Origin of the sequence: Exiguobacterium sp. R-39 (genome assembly GCF_049942815.1) — a bacterium.
In the GTDB taxonomy this organism is placed as follows: domain Bacteria; phylum Bacillota; class Bacilli; order Exiguobacteriales; family Exiguobacteriaceae; genus Exiguobacterium_A.
On record NZ_CP187965.1, the window covers coordinates 1,640,086 to 1,658,499 of the forward strand.

General features: G+C 49.7%; 25 protein-coding genes and 1 pseudogene. 12 read left to right on the forward strand and 14 right to left on the reverse strand.

The features are described from left to right. The first annotated feature begins 93 nt into the window (after positions 1–93). A complete protein-coding gene (locus ACP26N_RS08710; protein ID WP_114595703.1) occupies positions 94–549 on the forward strand; it encodes a hypothetical protein in 456 nt (151 codons plus the stop codon). Positions 550–571: 22 nt separating this feature from the next. On the opposite strand, the gene ACP26N_RS08715 is transcribed toward ACP26N_RS08710, so the two are convergent. Further along, complete coding sequence (locus ACP26N_RS08715) at positions 572–1,006, reverse strand: MarR family winged helix-turn-helix transcriptional regulator (RefSeq protein WP_214854445.1); 435 nt, start codon at positions 1,004–1,006, stop codon at positions 572–574. Positions 1,007–1,111: 105 nt separating this feature from the next. On the opposite strand from ACP26N_RS08715, the gene ACP26N_RS08720 reads away from it, so the two are divergent. Next, positions 1,112–1,534 carry an organic hydroperoxide resistance protein gene (locus ACP26N_RS08720; RefSeq protein ID WP_131503710.1) on the forward strand — a complete coding sequence of 141 codons (423 nt, stop codon included), beginning with the start codon at positions 1,112–1,114 and terminating at the stop codon, positions 1,532–1,534. A gap of 201 nt (positions 1,535–1,735) precedes the next feature. Here the strand turns inward: ACP26N_RS08720 and ACP26N_RS08725 are convergent, their stop codons facing one another. Continuing rightward, entirely contained in the window at positions 1,736–2,875 is a 1,140-nt protein-coding gene (locus tag ACP26N_RS08725) for a Six-bladed beta-propeller, TolB-like protein (RefSeq protein WP_131503709.1), read from the reverse strand. Between the two features lie 133 nt (positions 2,876–3,008). Between ACP26N_RS08725 and ACP26N_RS08730 the strand changes: the two genes are divergently transcribed. The 3 genes from ACP26N_RS08730 (at position 3,009) to ACP26N_RS08740 (ending at position 5,576) form a co-directional block, all read left to right on the forward strand. Next, complete coding sequence (locus ACP26N_RS08730) at positions 3,009–4,088, forward strand: GTP pyrophosphokinase (RefSeq protein WP_255508309.1); 1,080 nt, start codon at positions 3,009–3,011, stop codon at positions 4,086–4,088. A 63-nt stretch (positions 4,089–4,151) separates the two neighbouring features. Beyond that, positions 4,152–4,595: a MarR family winged helix-turn-helix transcriptional regulator gene (locus ACP26N_RS08735; protein WP_026828229.1), complete on the forward strand. Its 444-nt coding sequence runs from the start codon at positions 4,152–4,154 to the stop codon at positions 4,593–4,595. Between the two features lie 69 nt (positions 4,596–4,664). After that, positions 4,665–5,576, forward strand: coding sequence for a tetratricopeptide repeat protein (locus ACP26N_RS08740; protein ID WP_131503708.1), 912 nt, complete (start codon positions 4,665–4,667; stop codon positions 5,574–5,576). A 93-nt stretch (positions 5,577–5,669) separates the two neighbouring features. Here the strand turns inward: ACP26N_RS08740 and ACP26N_RS08745 are convergent, their stop codons facing one another. From ACP26N_RS08745 to ACP26N_RS08765, 5 genes are read right to left on the reverse strand one after another with little or no spacing between them, the layout of a single operon-like run. Continuing rightward, positions 5,670–6,587, reverse strand: a complete 918-nt coding sequence (locus ACP26N_RS08745; protein WP_426353555.1) for a phosphotransferase family protein — start codon at positions 6,585–6,587, stop codon at positions 5,670–5,672. A gap of 59 nt (positions 6,588–6,646) precedes the next feature. Next, a complete protein-coding gene (locus ACP26N_RS08750) occupies positions 6,647–7,216 on the reverse strand; it encodes a guanylate kinase (protein WP_131503706.1) in 570 nt (189 codons plus the stop codon). After that, positions 7,206–7,682 (reverse strand): hypothetical protein, encoded by a 477-nt coding sequence (locus ACP26N_RS08755; protein ID WP_131503705.1) that lies wholly within the window; start codon positions 7,680–7,682, stop codon positions 7,206–7,208. The genes ACP26N_RS08750 and ACP26N_RS08755 overlap by 11 nt, the downstream gene beginning before the upstream one ends. Positions 7,683–7,694: 12 nt before the next feature. Continuing rightward, positions 7,695–8,426, reverse strand: a complete 732-nt coding sequence (locus ACP26N_RS08760; protein WP_131503704.1) for a glycerophosphodiester phosphodiesterase — start codon at positions 8,424–8,426, stop codon at positions 7,695–7,697. Next, positions 8,423–9,901 (reverse strand): carboxypeptidase M32, encoded by a 1,479-nt coding sequence (locus ACP26N_RS08765; protein WP_426353557.1) that lies wholly within the window; start codon positions 9,899–9,901, stop codon positions 8,423–8,425. The genes ACP26N_RS08760 and ACP26N_RS08765 overlap by 4 nt, the downstream gene beginning before the upstream one ends. Before the next feature lie 144 nt (positions 9,902–10,045). Here ACP26N_RS08765 and ACP26N_RS08770 point away from each other — a divergent pair, with 144 nt between their 5' ends. Together ACP26N_RS08770 and ACP26N_RS08775 are read left to right on the forward strand one after the other, a co-directional pair. Beyond that, positions 10,046–10,666, forward strand: a complete 621-nt coding sequence (locus tag ACP26N_RS08770) for a serine/threonine protein kinase (RefSeq protein ID WP_188004424.1) — start codon at positions 10,046–10,048, stop codon at positions 10,664–10,666. 85 nt (positions 10,667–10,751) lie between these two features. Next, complete coding sequence (locus ACP26N_RS08775; protein WP_426353559.1) at positions 10,752–11,069, forward strand: hypothetical protein; 318 nt, start codon at positions 10,752–10,754, stop codon at positions 11,067–11,069. Between the two features lie 227 nt (positions 11,070–11,296). Here ACP26N_RS08775 and ACP26N_RS08780 read toward each other — a convergent pair whose 3' ends face one another. The 3 genes from ACP26N_RS08780 to ACP26N_RS08790 form a co-directional block, all read right to left on the reverse strand. Beyond that, a complete protein-coding gene (locus ACP26N_RS08780; protein ID WP_131503700.1) occupies positions 11,297–11,665 on the reverse strand; it encodes a PH domain-containing protein in 369 nt (122 codons plus the stop codon). A gap of 92 nt (positions 11,666–11,757) precedes the next feature. Beyond that, a complete protein-coding gene (locus ACP26N_RS08785) occupies positions 11,758–11,952 on the reverse strand; it encodes a hypothetical protein (protein ID WP_426353560.1) in 195 nt (64 codons plus the stop codon). Positions 11,953–11,954: 2 nt separating this feature from the next. Then, positions 11,955–12,458, reverse strand: coding sequence for a hypothetical protein (locus ACP26N_RS08790; protein WP_426353561.1), 504 nt, complete (start codon positions 12,456–12,458; stop codon positions 11,955–11,957). A 219-nt stretch (positions 12,459–12,677) separates the two neighbouring features. Here ACP26N_RS08790 and ACP26N_RS08795 point away from each other — a divergent pair, with 219 nt between their 5' ends. The 3 genes and pseudogenes from ACP26N_RS08795 (at position 12,678) to ACP26N_RS08805 (ending at position 14,516) form a co-directional block, all read left to right on the forward strand. After that, positions 12,678–13,031 (forward strand): YciI family protein, encoded by a 354-nt coding sequence (locus ACP26N_RS08795; RefSeq protein WP_114595690.1) that lies wholly within the window; start codon positions 12,678–12,680, stop codon positions 13,029–13,031. A 14-nt stretch (positions 13,032–13,045) separates the two neighbouring features. Next, positions 13,046–13,810, forward strand: a complete 765-nt coding sequence (locus ACP26N_RS08800; protein ID WP_426353562.1) for a creatininase family protein — start codon at positions 13,046–13,048, stop codon at positions 13,808–13,810. 2 nt (positions 13,811–13,812) lie between these two features. Beyond that, a pseudogene (locus ACP26N_RS08805) lies at positions 13,813–14,516 on the forward strand (class I SAM-dependent methyltransferase). 64 nt (positions 14,517–14,580) lie between these two features. On the opposite strand, the gene ACP26N_RS08810 reads toward ACP26N_RS08805, so the two are convergent. Continuing rightward, the gene (locus ACP26N_RS08810; protein ID WP_131503696.1) at positions 14,581–15,243 is read right to left on the reverse strand and encodes an HAD hydrolase-like protein; all 663 of its coding nucleotides are present in this window, start codon (positions 15,241–15,243) and stop codon (positions 14,581–14,583) included. A gap of 256 nt (positions 15,244–15,499) precedes the next feature. Then, positions 15,500–16,045, reverse strand: a complete 546-nt coding sequence (locus ACP26N_RS08815; protein WP_131972614.1) for a DUF402 domain-containing protein — start codon at positions 16,043–16,045, stop codon at positions 15,500–15,502. A gap of 152 nt (positions 16,046–16,197) precedes the next feature. On the opposite strand from ACP26N_RS08815, the gene ACP26N_RS08820 reads away from it, so the two are divergent. Together ACP26N_RS08820 and ACP26N_RS08825 are read left to right on the forward strand one after the other, a co-directional pair. Next, positions 16,198–16,947 (forward strand): SDR family oxidoreductase, encoded by a 750-nt coding sequence (locus ACP26N_RS08820; RefSeq protein WP_131503694.1) that lies wholly within the window; start codon positions 16,198–16,200, stop codon positions 16,945–16,947. A gap of 44 nt (positions 16,948–16,991) precedes the next feature. Beyond that, positions 16,992–17,462, forward strand: coding sequence for an NUDIX hydrolase (locus ACP26N_RS08825; protein WP_426353565.1), 471 nt, complete (start codon positions 16,992–16,994; stop codon positions 17,460–17,462). Positions 17,463–17,536: 74 nt separating this feature from the next. Here the strand turns inward: ACP26N_RS08825 and ACP26N_RS08830 are convergent, their stop codons facing one another. Both ACP26N_RS08830 and ACP26N_RS08835 read right to left on the reverse strand, forming a co-directional pair. Further along, positions 17,537–17,947 carry a cupin domain-containing protein gene (locus ACP26N_RS08830; protein ID WP_426353567.1) on the reverse strand — a complete coding sequence of 137 codons (411 nt, stop codon included), beginning with the start codon at positions 17,945–17,947 and terminating at the stop codon, positions 17,537–17,539. Beyond that, complete coding sequence (locus ACP26N_RS08835; RefSeq protein WP_426353569.1) at positions 17,944–18,414, reverse strand: cyclophilin-like fold protein; 471 nt, start codon at positions 18,412–18,414, stop codon at positions 17,944–17,946. The genes ACP26N_RS08830 and ACP26N_RS08835 overlap by 4 nt, the downstream gene beginning before the upstream one ends.

The window sequence follows — 18,414 nt, forward strand, 5'->3', positions numbered from 1 at the left end:
TTGCTCAAGTTTCATTGTCATAAACAGACGTTGACATTTCGCTGCGAATCATCGCATATATAAGAGAGTAGAAATGTATTTCAAGGAGGAACCATGCTAACATTTGAAGAAAAATTAAACATCATCGAGACTTTCCCACAACTTGTCCGGAAAGAAGTCTCGCTTAACCGTGTCAATTTTCATTTCCCGGAAAGTCAGTTCGAGAAAAAAATCGTCGTCTATCATCTTCACCCGAACGGCAACGGTTTTGTCTACGCTGCAGGATTACCGGGATATGAAACGGATCGGAAAGGTTTCGTCAACATCCGTGAATTCTCCGAGCCTGCTTTAATTCTCTTATTACAAGATGCAATCAAAGCACTTGAGACGGTCGAGACCGTGGAAACACTGGAAGAAACATGGGTCAACGATAACCAGTTCGAATTGACATTGTTAAATGAAGACCTCGATACGTGGCTGGTATACGCGGGCGACTTGCTTGACGGTGCGTTCAATTCGTATAAAGAAGCAGCGAATTATCTGGAAGAAGAAGGATTCCGCCGCAAATAAATAGTTAAAATGAACGGGACTGTCAATCAGTCCCGTTCATTTTTAGAGTCAACCGGTTTAAGGTCTGTTTGACCAGTTCCAAATCTTCTTCCGATACACCGAGTAACTCCTTTAAGGCCAGCGGAATTTGTTCGGCCTCGTTTCGGAGGGTCTGTCCGTCTGCTGTCAACGTGATTTGAATATGCCGTTCGTCAGTCGGATTTTTGACACGTTCCACTAAGCCCGAAGCTTCTAATTTTTTTAATAAGGGTGTTAACGTCCCTGAATCAAGATGCAACCGTTCGCCGACCGCTTTTAATGATTGTTGGTCCTCCTCCCACAAAACGAGCATGACAAGATATTGGGGATAGGTTAATCCAAGCGGCTCGAGCAAGGGACGGTATCGCTTCGTGATTTCACGGGAAATCGCATAAAACGGAAAACAGAGTTGTTCCTCCAGCAATAAGGGATTCGACATATATATCCTCCTTCAAGCAAAATAGTTGCGTTCTCATATAGATTGTATACAATCTAATTGTAAGCTACTTAAATTAATCAGCCAACCCGAAAGGAAGTTATCATTATGAAACCAATGTTCACATCATCTGCTACAGCTGTCGGAGGCCGTGACGGCCGCGTCGTATCGGAAGACGGTATTTTAGACGTCGCTCTCGCTATGCCTGTACCGGGATCGAAGAAACAAGCGACAAACCCGGAACAATTATTTGCTGCCGGATACTCTGCTTGTTTTGATTCCGCTTTAAATCTGGTTGCCCGTAAGCAAGGAATCAAACATGACGGAAGTGAAGTCACTGCACACGTCACGTTGAATGAAGCAGCAGACGGATTTACACTTTCAGTTGAACTGGACGTTCTTGTCCGTGGTGTTTCAGAAGAACAAGCTGCTGAGCTTGGTAAACTCGCACACAGCGTTTGTCCGTACTCACGTGCAACAGCCGGAAACATCCAAGTCGACATCTTCACACGGACGACTGATTCAGAATAAGCATACCACTCCTCCTCTGGATTAGCGTATTTCGCTGAACCGGAGGAGTTTTTTGTTGTTTTTTTTAAAGGGGCAATGTAGACTTTACTCTTTTCTTTGAATCTTTTTATATAATAATTATGGTACATGAAATAAATTATCCTTCAGTTTAAAAATCACACTGCCTTCTTCACAGTGTGATTCGACGATTTGTTCGATTATTTATTTTAATTGGTTGACGGACAGAATGACCAATTCCCCGGATACAATCATATAGTAGGCATCCTCGAACCGGTGACGAACCGCCTGTTCACCGTCGTATACCGTCACCATCGGCTCCGCGTCCGTGCCGATCGATTCATGCAGGTAGAACCGGTCACGTAACACCCGCTCAAACGGATCTCGGTCCAGATAACGGGCACCCGTCCGCAGATTCATCACTTCATGATGATTATTCGATCGGTCATTCACGATGAAAATCGTCGACTCGACATCGTCATACGTGAAGTCCAGCGGTTCGAAATCACTCCATCGGATTCGTTCCCGTTCCGTGATTGCCGATGGTTCCTTGATTTCATAAAAAACTTCTTCATTCAGACGTTCCGTATAGGCACTAAAGACGAGGTGTCCGTCCTGCTCCCCCAGATATTGAACGGTATCCCCTTCCCCGTCCAACCGTAACAAGGTCCGAAATGACAGATGTTCTACACCTTGTTCGATTTCAGCAACAATCGTCGATAGCGGGGCAATCAGTAAACTTTCCGAATGATCAATCGGATCTTCGGGTGAGATGACGCCACTTTCCAGGGCATCGTAAAAGGAAAATTCATCGAGCCGGGCATTGCAGACGATATGATCGATATCCGCCAACGTGACGAGGAAAAAGTACAGTTCGCGGTAGTTTTCCGTGATGCCGTACAATCGTTCATCCTTAATCGGATGCTCGCGGGTCGTCTCGACATCATATAAAAAGGCTGTCGTCGTTCCATCGACATGCAACAACACCATATACCGTTCATTCAACACCCAGTAGAGGGTCAAATCGCCTCCTAGACGCCACGTGGCGAGGTGCTCGCTTTTTCCGGAATGCAGGTCGATGGAAAGGAGTTGTGTTTCTCCGCCGTCTTCCCGGTCCTGTTCATTCAGACAATAGACTTTCCCCTTTTTGACGAATGGTCGTGTCGGTCCGTGGTCTTGCAATACATCAGGCGTCAGATCACTCTGTTCTTGATCCTCTAAATCAAACCGGCTGATATGAAATTGACTGCTGTTGAGTCGGCGTCGGAAATAAACCGATGATGGTGTGACATGTAAGATATCAGAATGATCAGCTGGTAACGCCCGCGCGTCCAAAATTTCCATTCTAGCACCCCTCCCAGATGTTCTACTCTTTCTTTCCCACGAAGCGGGCTCCTTGAAACAGGGTCCTGCCGTGCGTCCGTCGAAAACGAATGCTACAATAAAACAAGAAGAATTGATGAGGAAGGTGAATTCCGTGCAATCGCAGGACTTAAACACGATGATGCTCGAATATGTCAATGACAAGGAAGACTATGATGCCTTTGCCGATAAATTAAAAGTTTTATTATCGGAATTGCTCGATGCAGCCGGCATCAAATACCATTCGATCGTCGCCCGGACGAAAGAGTCCGACAGTCTGTACCAAAAAGTGTTACGGCAACCGAATAAATACCAATCGCTTCGCGATGTCCACGATTTGACGGGGATTCGGATCGTGACGTATTTTCACGATGATGTCCGGGAAGCTGCCCGGATCATCGAAAATGAATTTTCAATTGACCGGGATCAATCCGTCGACAAATCCACTTTGCTCGACACGACCGAGTTCGGTTATCTGTCAGTTCACTTCGTCGCTGCGTTGAATGAACAGCGGCTCGCCCTCAGCGAATACGGTCGTTTTAAGGAACATACCGCCGAAATCCAGATTCGTTCGATTCTGCAGCACGCCTGGGCCGAAATCGAACACGATTTAGGATACAAAAATCCGAACAGCGTACCAGCTGAAGTCCGCCGCAGTTTCAGCCGTGTCGCCGGACTCCTTGAAATCGCCGATCAGGAATTCGTCAACATCAAAAAACAGTTGAAACAATTTGAAGACGAGACGGTCCAACAAATTTTATCGGATCCTCATAAGGTTCGGATCACATCGGACAACTTAAACTATTTCATTGATCACTCCGCCGTCATCAACGATCTCGACAAACAACTGGTCACGTCCCAGATGATGCTTGATTCCGATCAACAGTTGATCAATGAATTAATCCGGATGTTCCATTACGTCGATATCCGCAATTACGGTGAATTGATCGAAGCCGTCTCCGTCCATAGTCCGCTCGCCTTGAAATGTGCCCAGGTCATGCCAAACCCGTTCCTGCCCCGCCAAGGGATCGGCATCGCCTATATCTGTATGGCCGTAACGATTGCCGGGAACGATCCGCACCGGATTGACTATTTCTTCCGCCGGTTCTACCCGGAACTCCGAAATGTCGAGGACATCATCAAACAGGTCCAACCTTTAACTAAACAGATGATTCAAGAGAAAAATATTGATTAAACTAAAATTTTTCACTATACTAAATCTCGGAAGAAGAAACTACGGAACAGAAAGAGTGAAACTATGGCAACTACATTAGAAGTGGCAAACCGCGATCAGTTGATCGTCGATACAGAAAAAGGCTTACGCATGAACTACCGCGCCATCAAAAAAGATGTCCGGAGTATGTTCACGACTTACTTGACGCGAAACGAATTTTTTATCCTGAAGTCGCTTTGCACAAGCAGTCCTCAAATCGCATCGGCTTTATCCAACGAATTTCAGTTTTCAGCGAGTATGATTACGGCACTGGCCGATGAGTTGACGAAAAAAGGTTTGATTTCACGCGAGCGGAGCGAACTGGATCGTCGTGTCGTTGAACTCCGGGCAACAGAAGAAGGCATCGAATTATACGGGAAGCTCGAAGCGATGAAGATGGAATACCTGTCTGACGTCTTCGCTGACTTTTCGGATGCTGAACTGGATACGTTCCGGACACTCTTGACGAAACTCGAACAACAAAATTAATCTCGTTCCCTTCAGCCCCATTGGTTGAAGGGTTTTTGTATCAATTCCACATGCGAGGAGTGATTTCAGATGACAGCTTCCATGACGCTTGAGACCACACGGTTACGGATTCAAGGCGCCGTTAATCCATCCAGGCGAGACGAATATAGATTTGAGTTGTTTCGTGCAGACGACGAAACACTGCTCGGAACGATTATCGTCTCAGCCCTTCATCGTCCGGACATCCGGACGGCACACGTCCACTGCCAGATCAATCCGCTGTTTTTACGACAGGGCTATGCCACAGAAGCCCTTCCTGCCGTGCTGGCGTTTGTCTTCACGAAACTTGATTTCCAACAGATTGAAACTTCAATCCATCCGGACAACGAACCGGCGCTCGCTGTCGCTTCTCGGCTCGGTCTGCAGTTTCGCTACAGCGTATTACCGGATGAACAGCCGCGTCATCCCCTGACCTTCGTCTATCATCAATCAGACCGCATATCTTCTGAGGTTCATTTCGACTTTTCTGCCGTCTCACGTCTCCGTCAAGTGAAACAGTATCACGCAGCGAAAGCCTTGGTCGCTTCTTATCTGCACCAAAAACCGGACGATCCGGTGGTCCATTACCAGATGGCGTGGTGTCACGACAATCTGGGGGAAGAAGCAGCGGCTGTTCCTTATTATGTCACCGCTATCGAACTGGGTCTGGCTGCACCCGATTTGCAGGAAGCGTATGTCGGGCTCGGTAGTACATACCGCGCCCTCGGACGATACGACGAGGCGTATCAGACCCTATCGGAAGGACTCATTCACTTCCCGAATCATGCCGCCTTACAGACCTTTTTCGCATTGACGTTACATAATCTCGACCGGTCATCGGAAGCGATCGAACGGTTGATTGAAACGCTTGTTGATACGACGGAGAATCCCGAAATCCTCGCATATGCCAATGCCCTGCGTTTTTACGCATCCCGTGTCGACGAGACATGGGACAGCGAATAAACTGTACGGTAAAAAAATCCGTCTCTTGGACCGAACAACTCGGTGCAGGAGACGGATTTTTTTAGAAAGACCGGTACCATACGAGGACACCGGTCAAGGCCGGCTGAACGTTTCATACCACTCCGGAATCACACGCTCAAATCGCTGATGGTCGGATAAGACATGTTCCAGCCGCCCACGCATCTGCTCCATCTCTTCCGGTGCATGACGGCTCGTCCAGACGATGGATGAAAAACAGGCCATCGCCAGATAGACGCTGTATACATTCCAAAACTGTTTCGGAACATCTCCCTCAAAATAACCGTTGACTTGACCGACGGCAAACGGAATGCTGTTTTCGACCTGAAACAATCCCATTTTGACGAAATCATGCCACGGATCGCCACTATCGTGATTCGAAAAATCAATGATTCCCACGAGATGCTCCCCGTCCGTAATCAGATTGGCCAGATGAACATCGTCGTGTTGCAAACGATTCGGCCGATCTGCAATCCATCCGATGTTTTGTTCGATGAAGGACAAAATTGCTTGATCGCCGGTCAACGGTAACGCTTCCTGTTGATACAGCGCGACGTACCGGTTGTGTTTCGCCCGACATCGGACCGCCCACTTCGTTGCCAGCGGTCCTTCATAACGATGGATTTGGTTCAACAACCGTCCTGTCTCTTGACCGAGTCGATACTCGCCGGCTCGACCAAGCGGTACACAATCCTGGATCGTCGAACCGGTCAGGAAACGGTAACGGCTGTAACAGACAGATCCTTCCGGAAGCTGATTCAGGTCGAGTGGTTCCGGGACCGGCAGTCCGTCTTGTTTCAGTTGCCGTAAAATCTCAAACTCCCGTTCTTTCCGTCGAAATGATGTGAGCGGAGCCGTATGGAGAATTGATAGTCCGCTTTCGTCTCGGGCTGTATATTTCGGTGAAGCGGAGTAGCGCGTCGGCAGACGGGTCCAGCCGGTCAGATGCCGGAGTTCCGGTTGCTGTTGCAATAGCTGAACGAGTATATCCATCGCAGGTTCTCCTTTCTTCCAGGCAGGCATCAAAAAACAGCAGGGAATCTCCCCTGCTGTTATGATTCGGACGGTTGTCCGGGAATATAAGCGGAAATGATTCCTAACAGATCGGCATAGGCTTGTTCAAAATCGATGTTTTCAATCATGTAATCATAATGATCCCGTTCTTTCCAGGCATCAGCATAATCGACGAGCCGTGCTTCAAATTCCGGGGTATCCCCCCGCATCAGCAACCGCTCCTTCATCAAATCCGGCGGAACGGAGACGAAAATCGTGATGACGTGGTCGGCATACAACGTCTTGAACGCTGTTGCCCCTTTCGGATCAATATCCTTGATGACGATTCCATCCGTCGCCAAAATTTCTTCATACGCCTTTCGTGGTGTACCGTACCATGCCCGGTGTACATGGGCATACTCAATGAATCCGTTCTCCTGGATCAATTGTTGGAACGTCTTGACGTCAACGAAATGATAACTTTCTCCGTCATGTTCCGTCGGACGTTTCGGTCGTGTCGTCACGGACGGAATAAAGCGGACCCGTTCATATTCCTGGCGTAAGCGTTTGATCAAGGAAGATTTCCCGCTGCCCGATCCACCAATCAACAGAATGATTTTACCTGACATCGTCATCCTCCTTTTGTTGTTGTACTGTCATGAAATAGCTTGAAAAGCGAAGCGCAAATTGTTCCAGTTCACTATCTTCGATTACCCCGTAAATCGGGCGGATGACGACGAGGTACCGGTCATACGTTAAAATCCGGGATACGTCATTTCGGGTCATCTGAACATTTTTTTCGGGATAACTCGCGACGAAATACCAATCGACGGCAATACGGGTCGGTGTCGGACTGGAATAAATCCAGGTTTGGCTCGAACGATTGTGCTCGAGCGTGCTGGTACGGGCAAACCGTTGTACCATCTTTAATTCGGTTTTTGCGTCGCGTAGTCCTGCCTGAAAATCATCCGGTCGCGTCACTGATTCCTCGACCTGTTTCGGTTTTGGTGCCGGCAGACTGGCAAAACCAATCTGCAGACCGATGACGAGTGCGACCAATGACGCTAAAATGATGAACAGATGCTCCTTCCGCATGACGCTACCTCCTTATGGGATGGATAGACTTTTCTGAAATGCTTGTGGATCGTTGACGATGACGGCGTCAATCCCGATCTCGATCATCCGTCTGACATCGTCAGCCGATTTCGGCGTATAAACCCGGACCTCAATCCCGGCTTGATGGGCAAGGATGACATCTTCTCGCGTCACCCGGCGGTAATCCGGATGAATCGCCTTTGCCCCGAGCAGGATGGCTTGCTGCTCCGGATGGTACAACGGATACGGATAGAGAATCGCTGTCTCGATCGTCGGATCAAGTTCCCGGACGGTCGCGACCGAGTAATGATTAAACGAACTCAAAATCAGGCGGTCGTTCGAAATGCCGTGGGCGCGACACCGTTCGAGTGTGTATGCTTCGATTCCGGGATACCGGATCGTATCCGTCTTCAGCTCGATGTTGAGCAAAAGCTGTGTCGGTGCAAGCAGGGTCAGTACTTCATCAAGCGTCGGAATCGTCGTTTGAACCGGTCCGCCGTCTCCTTTGAACCGGGCTCCGGCGTTGAGCTGCTTCAGTTCAGCGAGCGTCAAATCGACGACCCGCCCTGTTCCGTTCGTCGTCCGGTTCACCGTCTCATCATGAATGATGACTCCGACTCCGTCACGTGAAAAGTGAACATCGAATTCAATACCGTCCACGTACGGGATTGCCGCTTCTATCGCTTCGAGCGTATTTTCCGGAAACCGGTCACTCGCTCCGCGATGGGCGAACCAGCGCATCATAATGCTTCGACGACCCGTGTATATTTTGCCGTCAAGTAGTTGATCAACGGCTGGACGGAAATCGATTGTCCGGTTGCCGCCTGAATCAGCTCCGCCGGTGTCTTCACTTTTCCGTGCCGGTGAATGTTGATGTTCAACCATTCCTTGATGGGTGCCAGTGTTCCGTCGGCAATCAGTTGATCGACATCATTGACGTCATCGCGCAATGCTTCGTTCAGTTGAGCGCTGTAGACGAGGCCGAGCGCATAACTCGGGAAGTAACCGAACGATCCGCCGGACCAGTGGACATCCTGCAGAACACCTTTTGCATTGGACGGGACATCGACTCCGAGGTATTCCTTGTACAGTCGGTTCCATTCCGCCGGTAAGTCTTTGACTTCGAGTTCGCCCGTAATCAGACGTTTTTCGAGTTCGTAGCGGATGATGATATGCAAAGCATACGTCAATTCGTCCGCTTCGATTCGGATTAGTGACGGTTTGACTTCGTTGACCGCGGCATAAAACGTCTCGAACGGGACGTCCGTCAATGAAGGAATCGCTCGTTGCAGACCGGCATAGCGGGCCGACAGGAATCCTTGATTCCGGCCGATGAAATTCTCAAAGAACAACGACTGCGATTCATGGATCCCCATCGAAGCCCCGTCCCCGAGTCCGAGCGTATCGAGATTCGGATCAATTCCTTGTTCATATGTTGCGTGTCCGGCTTCATGCATCGTTCCGAAAACCGAATTGCGGTAATCCGCTTCATCGTACTTCGTCGTGACGCGGGCATCTTTACGATTGATCGTCGTCTGGAACGGATGAACAGTCTCATCCAGTCGTCCCGCCGTGAAGTCATAACCGATGTCCTGCAGCCACTCGTGATTCAATCGAATCTGTGTCTCGCGGTCGGCTGACCAGTCGAGTGTCGGGAATGTTTTTCCGTCGAGTTGTTGCAGGAGTGTGATGATCGCTTGACGGAGTTCTGCAAACAACGGATCGAGTTCTGCGACCGTCATCCCCGGCTCGTAATCATGTAGCAACGCATCGTATGGATGGTTGTCATATCCCCAGTACTCGACGAACTTCCGTTCCATCGCGACAATCTTTTCCAGGTAAGGTGCAAACAAGTCCCAATCATCCGCGTCCTTCGCCTTCTCCCAGACACTTTCCGCTTCCGAAATTAACGTGATGAATGTCTGGTATTCCGCTTCCGGAATCTTCGAGTCCCGGTCGTACGCTTGTTTTGCTTTGGCATAGGAGACGGCTTCCACACCCGTCAACGCTTCTTGCCCCATCGCTTCAAGTAACGTTTGATATGCTGTTCCCGTCCGGCGGCGGAAACTTTCCGTCGATAAGAAGCCGATTGATTTCGAACGGTTGTCGGCGGATTGTTCCGGCATGTATGTCCGCATGTCCCAATAGAGTAAAGCAACAGCTTCATCGTATGCCCGAAGCGCCTCAAAATGGTCACGCCATTGTTGTAAAGTCGTCATTAAAATGCCCCCTTGAGCTAAGTAGTATCCGTACGTTTTCAGCATATCACAAAATGTTCAAAACTTTCACACAGGAGCCGTTTTATGAAACCATCCGCGGTCAAACGTCGTATAATATAAAAGAAGAGAAAGGAAGTGGCATGTGTGAAGATAGATTCCGAACTGGCTTTTGCCATCCATCTGGCCGAGACGCCGGAGGGATTTACGGTGACGTCCTATCCGGAACAACTCGAATGGATTGGAACAGGCCGCAGTGCCTTTGTATTTCGAGTCACTGGAACCGACCGGGTGATTAAAAAGTTTTTCCCCTCGCACCGACATCTTGCAGCAATCGAAGGGTCGATTTATGAACAATTAAGTCCCTTTGCGACGTATGCGAAACAGTATGAATACGGGACTGACTACCTCGTCATCGAATACATCGAAGGACAAACGTTGTTTGAGTGTTTGATCAGCGGGACACTCATCACGGACGATGTCATCCAAACGGTCGATCGGGCTTTAGCTGAAGCACGTTCCGTCGGTTTGAATCCATCCGACATTCATTTACGAAACATTCTCTTGACGCCGACCGGGACACGGATCATCGACGTCGCCCGATTCCGTCAGACCGATCCGTGCACGCAATGGGATGATTTAAAGCGCGCTTATCACTATTTTTATGCGAAGGCGTATTTCCCGAAACGTTTTTCCGAGTCTTTTTTGAATACAATCGCGGACGTCTACAAAGGACGATTGTTCGAATCGATGCGAAAGACGGGGTAAACCAAAACGACCGACAATCCAGTGACTGTCGGTCGTTGTTTTACATACAACTTCAATATTTTAACTGAAATGGAGTGATTTTCAAATGAAGCGTTGGCAAAAAGTCGGGCTGTCGATTGGTGGATGCGTACTCACCTTGTTAATCGTCTTACCCCTGCTGTCGCCGGTCGTATTTTCGAACGATACCGAGAGCGGCGCCATCCGCCATTATTTGTATGAACAGGGTCATCCGTATCAGAGTTACACCGTCATCCTCGACAAACGAATGGTCGATCCGAACTACGGTCGGATGTATGATGTCGTGTGGTACGACTATGACAGTGAAACCGGCATGACCCCGACGATCTGTTACAGTAAAAAAACGGCGCAACACTATAGCGTCAGCTGCGGAACGGGTCCTTGAAGGATTCGTTTTTTTTGAACATTTTTCTTTTTTTACCTGTTACGACAGCTGATGGTTTGGAAGGAGTAGAATCGATCGTGTCCGTATGAAATCATTTTATACAATCATTACGGGAATTGAAATAAAATTAACGGACTCGTCTCGCTCGGCAGAGGCTTGCAAGTAACGTCAAGACAACCAGCACCGCCGTTTTTGGAATTCCTCGTTTCATCGTCCAGTCCCCCTTTTTAAAGAATCGCGTTCGCAATCAGCAAGTCAATTTTACGGACATCGACCTTTTTGTTGAGATTGATTTTGATCGTTCCGGCCCGTGTAAACAATTGGACTTCCGAATTGATGTCAAACATGCCGCCGGCGTTTTCCGTTGAATACATGTTAATTGATTTATAAGGAATCGAATAGACTTCGACCTTTTTGCCCGTCAATCCTTGCGCGTCCCGAATGATCAGCCGGTGTGTCGTAAAAATCGCGACGTCCCGGATCGTCTTATATGCGGACAACGCTTGTTCGCCTTGAATCAATAATCCTGTTACGTCTTGCGGGATGTCACACTCGGAGACGAAGGTCCATGCGAGTTGGCTCAGTGGATTACTCATCAAACATCGCCTGCTTTCTGCTTTTAATTTTGCTTACCTGTCTAGGATATCCGATTTCTCTACCTTTACCAAGTCATGTGAAATGTCCGGCTTCACTCGCGAAAATGCAGCCGAAACAAAATCATACCGGCGAGTAAAACGGCCTGTGTCTCAAGATCCGGGACATCAAACGTCAGCAGATGCCGTTTTCGGTGACTTGCCGCAATCGTTTTCTTATCGCGTCTCACTTCAATCCGTCGGGATAACCGGGGCGACCGGATCTGATACGTCTCGCCACGGTACGTCATCCTCAGTACTTCAGTGAATTCGACGGCGTGCAGGACCGTATTTTCGGTTTTAATGTCGCCGACGGTTTCGCCGCCTTCTTCGATCGTCCATTCGGTCTGATTGCTCCACAGTCGTTGACCGGTTTTTCCTCGAATCGGAGTTCACGCTGCGAAAGATCAAAAACGAGGTTCAGAAAAAAATTCTCCACTTTCGGAAAAGCGACGAACCAGCGGTGCCAGACCTGTTTAAACGTCCGACGGTAGGAACCGACGACCGTATCTGCCCGGTAGATTTGTTTGATCCCCGTCGATTGCCGGTCACTGAGACGCGACGTGTAACCGGTTCCGCTTCCGTTGAATGCCGCATCTTGTTTTTGTTGCCACCGTTCCACCCAAAAAAGCAACAGCGCTGCCGGGAGAAAAACGAAGACACTCCCCCACTCCGTTAAGCGGAAGATGTCAAAATACAGTCCCCGCGCCGTCAGAGCAACGACACCGAGCACAAACATGCCGATACAATAGATCATTTCCCTGCTCCTTTCCTGGTGAGACCTGATTTTCAGTCTTCTGACTTTATGCTAATCGAAGGAATCTGACGCAGCAACGTTTTTTCCTTTCTTCTTCCACCAAAAGAATTTTAACATCCATTTTTTAGTTAAAATGTAGGAGATGTAACCGATTGGTCGAAATAAATACAATAGAAGTTTTTCATCCCCACCGTTCACATTTTGCAAGGAGGTCGATCCATGTTATTCCTATTGCTGGTTAAAGCGTCAAACCGCTCTGAAGCCGGTCTGTTTCCGGATCCACTCCTTCAGGAAGCGATGGCCGCCTTTAACCGGGACCTGGTCGAAGCCGGGGTCCGGGTCATGGCAAAAGGACTGCACCCGACGCGGGAAGCCGTTCGCTTTTCGTTTCACCAACCAAATGAAGAACCGGACGTCACATCCGGACCGTTTGAACCGTCGGCGGATCAATTGGCAGGATTTATTTTGATCGATGTGGCGTCAAGAGAGGAAGCGATCACTTGGGCCAGACGTATGCCGGATCCGCAAGGTCACGGCGAAGGACAAATCGAGTTACGCCAAGTTTTTGAATGAAGGGAAATGAATTCATGCTTAGTTATAAAAACAGTACGAAGGTTATTCAAGACAGTCAGACTGTCACCGCGATTCTCTCGGTCGGGGCAACCGAACAGTTCGGACAGTATCTGCCGATGCATCTTGATACATTGATTGCCGAGCACCAGGCCGCTGTTTTCGGTGAACGGTTAAACGCCTATGTCTTACCGACACTGCCGTTTAACACCTCCGAAGAACATGCCAATCAAATCGGGACCGTCACCGTCAGTCCGACGGTGATCTCAATGATGCTCGAAGAAATCATCGTCAATCTGTACCGGCAAGGGTTCACTCGATTCATCCTTTGCAACGGGCACGGAGGGGCATACTGGGAATCGGCATTCGTCAAACAGATCAATTTTAAGTATCCGGAACTCGTCGTCATCACGACACACCGCTACCGAGCCTTCGAGGAAGCGTTGCATGCTGCGGGACTCGACGGATTAAACGAACGGCACGGCGGTCTGTTGTCCGTCGCGACCGCGATGTGGCTTTGTCCGGAGCTCGTTGACCTGCAACCGATGGGCGGAAACGTTCCGCTGTCCCATTATCCGGTTGCTGATTATGTCTTTTGGGATCAACTGACGACGGACGGTTGCTGGGGAAGCTTTGAACCCGGTGTCTATTCACCGGACGAACTGGCAACGATTGGTGAGACGTTTTGGACGACCTTTACCGAAAAACGGACGGAACACTTGAAAGAAACACTCACAACGGCAGTCCGCCTGCGAAACCTGCCGGGAAGAAACGAGGACTGATGATGAACGAAACAATTCGGACGCACGACGATCTGTTACAGATGCTTGACGCTTTACTACGGGAACCGACCGCTTTTTGGGACGGATTTTATGCCGACCGGACGAAACGGATCCCTTTTTTCGTCGACAAACCGGATGAGAACCTGGTCCGCTATGTCGATCAACTGGAGATTCCGGTGAACCGGGTGCTCGAACTAGGAAGCGGTCCCGGACGAAATGCCTTGTATCTCGCGGAACACGGTAGTCAGGTCGACGCGGTCGATCTCGCGAAAACCTCGGTCGACTGGGCCAATGAACGGGCACGGGCCCGGCAACTCGATGTTTCGTTCGTCAAGGAAATCTCTTTGAACTGCCGTTCGAACACGGCGCCTACGATTTTGTCTATGATTCCGGCTGTTTTCATCATATCGCTCCGCACCGGCGGCCCGACTACATCCGGATCGTCTCGGATGCCCTGCGGCCAGGCGGCTGCTTTGCTTTGACCTGCTTCGTCGAAGGCGGACAGTACGGCGGATCCGACATGACCGACTGGGATGTCTACCGGCAACGGATTCTAAACGGCGGTCTCGGCTTTACGGAAGAGAAACTGCGGTCGATTTTCGACACGTTTGCTGTGCGTGACATCCGCTTGATGCAGGAGGCCGCTCCGACCGATTCCGTCTTCGGACTGTCCGGACTGTGGACGGCCCTGTTCCAAAAACACTGATCGGGTAAACCAAAACCGGCTGTCTCTTCCGCTGTAGGAGAGGAGCCGGTTTTCGTCTGTTCTGTCACGGTGTTATGGCCTTTAAATCCAGTTGCATCAGTCCCTGTAAGTCTTCAATGACGGCATCGGCCTGTTCCAGCTCGGCTTCGTTTGAAAAATCGAACCGGCAGCCGATTGCTGGTAACCCATTGACTTTAGCCGCCTGAAAATCAGACATCCGGTCTCCGACGACAACCGCTTCCGTTAACTGGTGCCCAGACAAGATGTAGGCGACGAGATCACTTTTTTGTGACGACGCGACGTCTTCGATGCTATAAACGCCATCTAGCCAGCGGTCCAGTCCATACTGCCGGACGATGGCCGTTAAATACACTTTCCAGCCGTTGCTCGCGATATACAGAGCATGTCCGTTTTCCTGTAACGCAGCCAGTACTTCTTCCGTCCCCGGATACAAGGCACCATGCCCCTGTTTAATATGGCGGATCAATGCGTTTTGAAAGATTTGATCGGCCTGTGCCCGGTCCGCCTCCGTATGTGCCGGCAACAATGTCCGCCAGACTTCCGGCAACGGTACGCCCATGATCGCCTGATATTCGGCGAGCGGCGTCTCTTTCGTCCACCGACCCTGTTCACGCAGGAAAACAAAGACATCCTCCAGCGCATGACCGAGAATCCGGTCTGTTTGAAATAACGTGCCGTCCATATCAAAAATGTATGCCTGTTTCACGATCATTTCCTCCTTGATGGTGACTCCTCATTTCGTCATCGTTTCATAACTTCTTTTTTGATACCCTCTATTCGTTTTTTTGAATGACGGGTAAAGACCAGTAACAGCAGTTGCTATTTTTTTCGGCGGGAAAAAGGAGATGAATCCTCATGGTTCTCATCGTAGTTGCCTTAGCTGTCATCAGTATCGTCGTATTTGTCGTCTACAATAACCGCAACAAGATGGTTTAACCGTCTCGCAAGTCCCGTTGATTTTGTCAACGGGACTTGTTTGTCTGCCTGAACAGGTCGTCATGGGCACAGGCAAGTGGACCGGGACCAAACTCCGCTGACCGGATTTGTTGTTGCAGCCGGTTGATTTCCTTCCACGCCCGGTCGTAATCCTCCCGGGTAATCTCGCCGGCCGTCAAAGCCGTTTCCAACTCCTCCGCATCCAGCACAAAATATTCTCCGGATGGCAATAATACGAGATCGAGCATTAAATCGTCCCAAAAAATCCCGGTCGTATCCCGTCCATGCCGAAGACAAATATCGATGTACGATTGAACAATCTGTCCGTGTGCATTGAACATCGTCGTGATGACGTGCTTCTGCCCTGCCGGAAACTGCTGGAGCCAGGAATAACCGTCGCCAGCAATCTGAATCTCCTGCCCGGAATAACGAACCGACAACGGGTCTGTCACCCGAATCATATCGAGCCGTGTCACATAACCCGTAAACGATGTTGTCTCAAGATAAAGCTCCCGGTAATCGCGTTTTACGATCCGCTTCCATGAAGATCGAGCGGCATATTTACGTTCCACAACGGCTCCCTCCTTCTTTTTTCCATCCTATCATTTCCGTATCGACTGTTCCTATTGATTTTTGTAAAAAAATCCCTCTTTTTTCTGGACGTTGTTCCTTCGGGAGCGGTAAGATGAACAAGCACATACTTAATGGAACTGGAGGCGTTGTTATGTCGCATACTCCCCGAATTGCCCTTATCACCGGGGCAAGCCACCCCCGCGATATCGGCACAGCCATTTGCCGGAAGCTTGCGGCAGAAGGGATGACGATTTGTTTTACATACTGGAAAGCGGATCGTAAATGGATCAACACGTTTCAAGCAGAACTGGCGGTAAACGGTGTCCGAAGCGAGGCGCTCGAAATCGACTTGTCGGCGCCGGATGCGGCAGAACGTGTGCTTGCGCATACGTGCTCGACTCTCGGCACCCCGTCCGTCCTGATCAACAATGCGGCACATTCGACACAAACGGATCTCGCGACGCTTGACGCGACGGCACTCGATGCCCATTACGCCGTCAATGTACGGAGTACGCTTTTATTATCGACCTTGTTTGCCCGGGCTTTCGCAGAAGCCGGTTTGCAGGACGGCCGAATCGTCAATTTGACGTCCGGCCAGGATCTTGGCGCGATGCCCGAAGAACTGGCCTATGCTGCAACGAAAGGGGCTGTCTCGTCTTTCACGACTTCCTTTGCGACAGCCGTCGCACCGCTCGGCATTACCGTCAATGCGCTTAATCCTGGACCGACCGATTCGACCTGGATGACGGACGACATCCGGACGCACCTGATACCGCAGTTTCCGCTCGGACGGATCGGGACACCGGAGGACGTTGCACGCACGATTGCGTTTCTCGTCAGTGCAGACGCCGCCTGGATCACCGGACAGGTCATCCATGCCGAAGGCGGATTCGCACGGTAAACATCCATATTGTCAAAACAATGAAAAAGAAAGGATTGATTTAAATGGGATACATCTCAGAATTACGGCAACTCATCGGCAGTCGTCCAATCATCAGTGTCGGTGCTACCATCCTTGTGACAAATGACCAGCAGGAAGTTTTGTTCCAACACCGGTCCGATACGCTTGACTGGGGACTGCCTGGCGGATCGATGGAACTCGGCGAAACGCTCGAAGAAGTCGCCATCCGTGAACTGCAGGAAGAGACTGGATTACAGACAAGCGAACTGGAACTGATCGGCGTCTTTTCCGGTCCCCGCTTTTACTACCAGTATCCGAACGGCGATGAAGTGCACGGCGTCATTCATCTCTATCATGCGAAAAACGTCACGGGGACACTTGCGATGCTTGACGGAGAAAGTCTTGACCTGGCCTACTTTAGTCAAGCGACGTTACCGGAAAGCATTGAAAGCCGGGCCAACGAACTGATGCAGCAACTGGGAGATTCCTTTTGGACACTCGAAAGTTCGTTTTAATTTTTCCCCTCCAAAGACAACGAGATCTACGCTCTGGTCCAGATGACGGACTGAAGGTAGATCTCGTTTTTCATTTATTTCTTCAGCAAGTCATATTCCCGTCCCGAAACCGGCTCCAGCCAGTCCGGAGTCCCTGCCGTGATGGTCAAGTGCGAAAACCAGCTGTCTGACGTCGCCCCGTGCCAATGCTTGACGCCGTCATATGTGACGACCGTATCTCCGCTTCGCAACAGACGGGCCGGTTTGCCCATCTCCTGATACCACCCTTCCCCATCTGTCACGAGTAAGATTTGATATCCGCCCCGATGGATATGCCAATGGTTGCGACAGCCCGGTTCGAATGTCACCTGACCGACTGAAATTTCGAGCGATGAATCATTGACTAACGGATGGAGGTAACTTTGTCCCGTGAAATACGCTTCAAAGGCTTCATTTATTTCTCCCCGTTGAAAAGGATGTTCTACAGGTGTCTTCGATTTTGTCATAGTTGTCCTCCCTCTCCTTCATACCATTGCACGGAAACAGACTGGTTTCCGAACGACGCCTGGATTTCCTGAAAACGACTGATTTTTCCAATCCGTGTATACGGAACAATCGGTTCAGCCGCTTGATAAAAAATCACCAGGCAGTTATTTTGATACAGTAGCACGTCTCCGGCTTCAATCGTCTGAATCGGTTGGGGATTCGCCGGAAACGACTTATCGAAATAATAGTATTTCTCATTCTGGTGTAAATCATCCATCTGAATTGTAAACGGCATTTCCGCAAGTATAGCTTTTACCGTCGCGTTATCTTCCAGTTGTACGGAAGCAACCTGACCGTTGACGTTGATGTTCATCGTATCGCTCTCCTTGATTTCTTGTTTGACTTCGGTTGAAACCGAAACTGACGGACTGCAACCTGAAAGTCCGAGCGAGAGGAGAACGATGACAGTCCCGACTCGACGCTTCAT